The sequence below is a fragment of the Armatimonas sp. genome, assembly GCF_043760365.1.
Taxonomy (GTDB): Bacteria; Armatimonadota; Armatimonadia; order Armatimonadales; family Armatimonadaceae; genus Armatimonas.
On record NZ_JAYUPA010000034.1, the window covers coordinates 1 to 6831 of the forward strand.

General features: G+C 59.4%; 3 protein-coding genes. All 3 read left to right on the forward strand.

Going from position 1 to position 6831, the window contains the following annotated elements:
- The first annotated feature begins 183 nt into the window (after positions 1–183).
- Positions 184–3162, forward strand: a complete 2979-nt coding sequence (locus ACH2EH_RS00835; RefSeq protein ID WP_395137863.1) for a prolyl oligopeptidase family serine peptidase — start codon at positions 184–186, stop codon at positions 3160–3162.
- 5 nt (positions 3163–3167) lie between these two features.
- The gene (locus ACH2EH_RS00840; RefSeq protein ID WP_395137865.1) at positions 3168–3752 is read left to right on the forward strand and encodes a hypothetical protein; all 585 of its coding nucleotides are present in this window, start codon (positions 3168–3170) and stop codon (positions 3750–3752) included.
- Positions 3753–3976: 224 nt separating this feature from the next.
- Positions 3977–6748, forward strand: coding sequence for an isoleucine--tRNA ligase (ileS, locus tag ACH2EH_RS00845; RefSeq protein WP_395137867.1), 2772 nt, complete (start codon positions 3977–3979; stop codon positions 6746–6748).
- Positions 6749–6831 lie beyond the last annotated feature (83 nt).

Sequence of the window (6831 nt, forward strand, 5' to 3'; positions counted from 1 at the left end):
GCTGCCTGACTACTAGCTGGCCCGATCCCTGCTCGCTGCGCTGCCCAGCCCGCCGATGGAGAAAGCGGGCCACCAGGCGCACTCTGCGCCCAGGCGCCACTGGCCGCGAAGAGTGCGGCAACACAAAAAGTAAATCTTATCTGCATGGCTAAATCATAGCAGAAAACCGTTATAATTGCTGTCATGAACCGCATTCGCCTGACGTTTTCTCTTGCTCTTTCTTTTGGAATGTTCACCGTGGCCTACGGACAGGAAACCCTTCCTGCTCGTGTGAATGGGGGCACGACGATCAACCAGCTCCAGCCCGCGGTTGCGACTGTTGCTGCGGCACAAATCGGCAAGCGCCCTCTGAAGCACTACGACTACGAGCTCTGGAAAAGTATTCAGTCGCAACAGCTCGCGCGCGATGGGAAGTGGGTCGTCTATGGGATCGCCCCTGCCGAGGGTGATGGGACACTGTTTATTCGAAGCACAGCGGGGGCGACGGAGTACAAGATTCCTCGGGGGCGCACTCCCCAGCTCACTCCCGATAGCCGTTTTGTGGTTTTTTCGATCGCGCCGCTGTTTGCGGAGAGCGAGAAGGCACGTAAAGACAAGAAACCCGCTTTGCCCTCAGCGCTGGGAATTCTGGATCTGACGACGGGCAAGACGGAGACAATTGAGAAAGTTCGTCGCTTCACGCTGGCAAGTGAGGGAAGTCGCTGGCTGGCCTATCAGCTGGAGAAACCCGTCGCCCCTCCCGCTCCCACGGGTGGGGGAGCGGGAGGAGGCGGGAAAGACCAGCCGCCTGCGGGACGGCAAGGACGACGCCCTGCGGGAGCGCCACAGGGCACAGGGGCAGGGACTCTGGGGGTGGCACCGAGCCAACCCGTGGGTGCCGATCTGATTTTGTTTCATCTTGAGCTGGGGGTTAAGATTTCTGTGCCCGATGTGACTGATTTTGTTTGGCATAAATCGGGGGAGCGTTTAGCCTATGTGGTGGATGGGAAAGACGAAACTCGCAACGGTCTCGTTGTCTGGGATATCCAGGATAAGGTAACGAAGATTGGTGATCGTGCAACGTATAGTGGAATCACATGGGACGAATCCGGCCAGCAACTCGTTTTTGTACGCACACCCAAGGCTGCTTCTGCAACTCCCCCCCGCCCGGCGGGGGAAGGGGGAGAGACTCCGCGAACCAGTGCGCTCTGGCACTGGAAAGTGGGTGAAGCAAAGGCGCGGGAGCTGGTGACGGAGAAAACTCCTGGTGTTCCCACAGGCTGGCAGCTCGCGGAGACGGGCCAGGTGCGCTTCTCCAAAGACGGGAGCTACCTGAACCTCGCACTTGCGCCCAAGCCCAGTCCAAAACCCAAAGATCCCGTTGATCCCATCAATGTTGATATCTGGGCCACGGGTGACGGCCTGCTCCAGACAATGCAGAAGCTACGCAGCACCGTCAAGCCCTCCTACCCCGCACGTCTGAGCCTCAAGAGTGGCAAGCTCACGGTGCTCTCCGGCCCGGATCAACCCACGGTACTGGTGGGCGATGGAACCAGGCGCTGGGCACTGGGGCGCGATGCCAAGCCCTACCAGCAGCTCACGTCCTGGGATCAGGGCTACGACGATATCTATCTCGTGGATATTGAAACTGCGGAGAGGAAGCGGGTGCTGACTAAGCAAGGCGCACTCGCGCTTCTCTCGCCGAGCGAGAAGTATCTGCTCTGGTGGAGCCAAGAGCAGAAAACCTGGCTGTGCCGCGAGACGGGCGGCGAGAGAGTGGTGAACCTTGGGGCCAAGATTCCTCACCCACTCTGGAACGAGGACGACGACCATCCCGCCCCGCCGCCGACCTATGGCTCCGCAGGCTGGACAGAGGGCGATAAGTCCGTGCTGCTTTACGATAAGTTCGATCTCTGGGAAGTGAACCCAGAAAATGGCGACGTGCGGCAGGTGACTGGGGGACGAAAGGCGGGGCTGACATTCCGGCTAAATCGCCTGGGTTTCGATCCCGAGAAGCCGACCGTCCCCACCAACAAGCCCCTTCTTTTCAGTGTCACGGATCAGACCTCCAAAGCCGAGGGCTACTGGCGTGCCACATCGCTTCGGGAGGGACGGCCCACCCAAATTGTCATGGACGACTGCTCCTTTGGGCCGCCGATCAAGGCCCGCGATGCCGAGACGGTGCTCTTTACCCGAGAGCGCTTCGATGCCTTTCCCGATCTGTGGCTCGCTCCGAGTATCTCCAAGCTCACGGAGGCGGTCAAGATTACCGACGCGAACCCGCAGCAGAAAGACTTTGTCTGGGGCAAGAGTGAGCTGATGGAGTACACGACGGGCGACGGACAGAAGCTCCCTGCGGTGCTGACACTGCCGGATAACTTCGATCCAAATAAGAAGTACCCCTTGATGGTCTATATCTACGAGCGGATGGCGGATCAGCTTCATAACTACGTGCGGCCCGGTGTTGGGACGAGCATTAATGTGAGCCGCTACGTCAGCAATGGCTACATTGTCCTGCGTCCGGACATCACCTACCGAACCGGTTATCCTGGCGAGTCGGCGCTGAAGTGCGTGATCCCGGCGGTTCAGGAAGTGCTCCGGCGTGGCTACGTTGATGCACAGCGCATCGGGATTCAGGGACATAGCTGGGGGGCTTACGAGATTACCTATCTAATCACGCGCAGCAATCTCTTCCGCGCCGTTGAGGCGGGGGCCGCCGTCTCGGACATGGTGAGTGCTTACGGCGGGATTCGCTACGAATCCGGGATGAGCCGCGCCTTCCAGTACGAGCGCACCCAGAGCCGCATTGGTGGCCCACCGTGGACCGACCCGCTTAAGTACATCGAGAACTCCCCGATCTTCTGGGTGGACAAAGTGCAGACACCCTATCTCTCGATCCACAACGACGCCGACGGAGCCGTGCCGTGGACACAGGGCATCGAGTTTTTCTCAGCAATGCGTCGCCTCGGCAAGGAGGCGTTTATGTTCAACTACAACGGCGAGGGGCATGGCCTGACCAACCGCGAGAATATGAAGCACTGGACGGTGCACATGGCCGAGTTCTTCGACCACTACCTGCTCAATACGGCTCGCCCCGAGTGGATGCAAAAAGGCGTCCCCTACGCCGAGCGCGGCGTGCGTGATCTGCGCACGCTCTACACCCGCCCGGAAGAAAAGAAATAAATACAATGAACTACCCACTAACAGTCTCGTTTAAGCTACTCGCGCTGCTCAGCCAGCTCACTGTCACGGATGCGTCGGGTACGACGGTGTGCTACCTCAAGCGCAAGTTTTCCTGGAAGGAGAAGATTACGATTTTCTCGGACTCCGGGCAGACCCAGCCGCTCTACTATATTGAGTCGCACAAGGCTATCGCCGTCTCTCCTGTCTACGCATTTACCAGTGCGGCGGGTGCGGAGCTGGGGACCGTGACCTGTAACGGCTGGAAGTCTCTCTGGAACATTGACTATCAGATTCGGCCCGTGGGAAGGGATGTGGCGACGCTTCAGATAGACGAGGAAAACCCCTGGATCAAGGTGATTGACAGCGTGTTGGGTGAGATTCCGATTCTCGGGTTAGCCACCTCATTTCTCTTCCACCCTGCCTATCTCGTCAAGCGCGGCGATACGAAAGTGCTGCGTCTGGTGAAGAAACCCTCGCTCTTTGAGAGCAAGTTTGAGCTGGAAAAGCACGGGGAGCTATCCACTGATGAGGAGATGCTTGCACTCCTCGCGCTCATGGTGATGGTCTTGGCGGCACGTAATCGCGGGTAGACAGCAACGTGTATGCGGTATACTGATCTCCAACCTATGCACTTCTTCTCCCGCTGTGGCGGTATCGCCCAGATTATCCAGCGCTCCTGAGCAACACACGGTTCGGGGCGAGCGAGGGTGCTTGCCTCTTGGGTTCGGCGAACCGCAGTGATTTTGCTTTCAGGGGCGCTGCTTTGTTTTGTCTCGCCGCCGACCCGCGCACTCTCTCTGGAATTTAGATCACTATGGACTACTCAAAAACACTGAACTTGCCGCAGACGGACTTTCCGATGCGCGCCGATCTGCCCACCCGCGAGCCACTTTTTCAAGCACGCTGGAAGGAGCAGGATCTCTACCAAAAGTCGCTGGACAAGCCCGCTCCCAAGGGTATGTTTCTTCTGCACGACGGTCCGCCGTACTCCAACGGCAACTTGCACCTGGGCCATGCGCTCAATAAGACACTCAAAGATATTGTCACGCGCTACAAGACCATGTCGGGCTTCCAGTCGCCGTATGTGCCTGGCTGGGACAACCACGGGCTGCCTATCGAGGTGCAGGTCGTCAAGGAGTTCCGGGAGAAAAAAGAGGCTTGGACACCGGACACGCTGCGCGCTCGCTGCCGCACCTACGCCGCCGAGTGGGTGGCTGTGCAGAAAACGCAGTTCCAGCGCCTGGGAATCCGGGGCGACTGGGACAACCCGTATCTGACAATGGCCCCCGCGTTTGAGGCTAAGATCGTCGAGACCTTTCTGGCGATGGCGCGCAAGGGTTTTGTGTACCGTGGCCTGAAGCCGGTTCTTTGGGACATCGCCAACGAGACGGCGCTTGCTAACACCGAGGCCGAGTACAAAGACCACGTGAGTCCGGCGATCTATGTAGCGTTTGAGAGCCAAACAGAGCCTGGCCTGCGTGCCGTGATCTGGACAACGACTCCCTGGACTATCCCGGCCAACTTAGCGCTGGCATTTCACCCGGACTTTGACTACGTGGTTGTCCAGACGGAGAAAGCCGGAAAGCTGGTTTTGCTCGCCGAGCTGCTCGAAGCCACGGCGACGGCGTGTGATTTAGGGGCCGTCACCGTGCTCGAAACGCGAAAAGGTGCGCGTTTTGAGGGCACACGCTTCCGTCACCCACTGCCTGAGCTAGACCGTGACTCCGTGGGCGTGCTGGCAACCTACGTGACAACCGACACGGGCACGGGCATTGTGCATACCGCGCCGGGGCACGGTGCCGACGACTACCTAACGGGGATGAAGTACGGTCTGCAGATCCTCTCGCCACTCGACGGGCGGGGCCGCTACACGGAAGAAGCGGGGCCATTTGAGGGCATGAGCACCGACGAGGCCAATACAGCCATCCCGAAGCGATTGGCCGAGCTCAGGGCGCTTCTGGGCAGCTATAGTTTCACGCACTCCTACCCGCACTCGCCGCGTGCGCCGTACAAGCCGCTGCTCTTTCGGGCCACCGTCCAGTGGTTCGTCTCCGTGGAGCACGACGGGCTCCGCCAAAAAGCGCTGGAGGGCATCAAAGGCGTCGCCTGGTACCCTGCGCAGTCGGAGAACCGCATCACGGCTGCCGTCGCCGGGCGGCCTGACTGGACCGTCTCACGCCAGCGCCACTGGGGCGTTCCTATCGCTTTGTTCTATGCCAACGGCGAGCCCGTTATGGATGAGATCGCGTTCGATGCCGCCGTTGCCGTGATCCGCAAGAGCGGGGTCGAGGCGTGGTACGCCGCTGCACCCGAGGACATCCTGCCCGCTGGGTTTAGCTATAATGGGGTCGCGGCCAAAGACTTTGAGAAAGAAAAAGACGTTCTCGATGTCTGGTTCGACTCGGGCAGCACCAGCTTTGCCGTTTTAGACTCGGGTGTCTGGCCCAGCCTGCGCTGGCCCGCCGATCTCTATTTGGAGGGAAGCGACCAGCACCGAGGCTGGTTCAATAGCTCGCTCCTGATCGCCACGGCACTACGCGGTGTGCCGCCGTACAAGGCCGTGGTCACTAATGGCTTCACCGTGGACGAGCTGGGCTACAAGTACAGTAAGTCGAAAGGGAATGCTGTTGATCCGTTGGGGGTCATCGAAAAGTACGGCGCGGATGTCTTGCGGCTCTGGGTCGGTTCATGTGAGTACACCGAGGACACCAAGCTCGGGGACACTATCTTAAAGCAGCTCGCCGACAGCTACCGAAAGCTGCGCAACACCCTGCGCTTTCTGCTCGGGAATCTCGCGGACTTTAACCCCAACACCGACGGGGTGGAGCACGCCAAACTCAATCCCCTAGACGCCTGGATTCTCTCCAAGCTCTCGGGCGTCGTCAGCGAAGTCACGGCGGCCTACGACGAGTACGCGTTCTACCGAGCCACTCAATCACTGATCGGTTTCTGTAACACGGAGCTCTCGGGGTTTTACTTAGATGTGCTTAAAGATCGCCTCTACACATCACTGCCAGAAGACCCCAAGCGTCGCTCGTCGCAGACCGCGATGCTGGAGGTGGCGATGGCGCTGATTAAAATGCTCGCGCCTGTGCTTGTCCATACGGCAGAGGAAGCTTGGGACTTTCTGCCCGTCTGGGACGGCAAAGCTGAGAGCGTTCATCTGGCGGATTGGCCGGAAGCAGGCGAGACTGACTCTGCTCTGGAAGCCCGTTTTGCGGCGCTACTCACCGTCCGGGATGCCTTTAATCTCCAGATGGAGCCGCTGCGTCAGGCCAAGACCATCACCAAGTCTACCGAGGCACAGGCCGACATCATCCTCACCACAGAGCTTGCACAAAGTCTCGGGCTGGCGGAAGCGGTTAAGGAAACCTATGCGCTATTGTGTGAAGCAATAATGGTTCCAAAACTCTCGTTGACGGGAGGCAACGCGCTCTCGGTTACTGTCTCGCCTGCGCCGGGCACCAAGTGCGCCCGCTCGTGGTTTGTGCGCGAGGATGTCGGGAGCGACCCGGAGTACCCCGAAATCTCTGCGAGTCAGGCCGCTGTGGTTCGTGAATTAGTGCGGCGCGGTGCGAGGGATTAAAATCCCTCGCTGCGGGTCGGCTCCGCCGATGTCCTTCGGACAAGTAATCTCTTCGTCCGGAGGACGCGCCGCAGGCGTTGGGA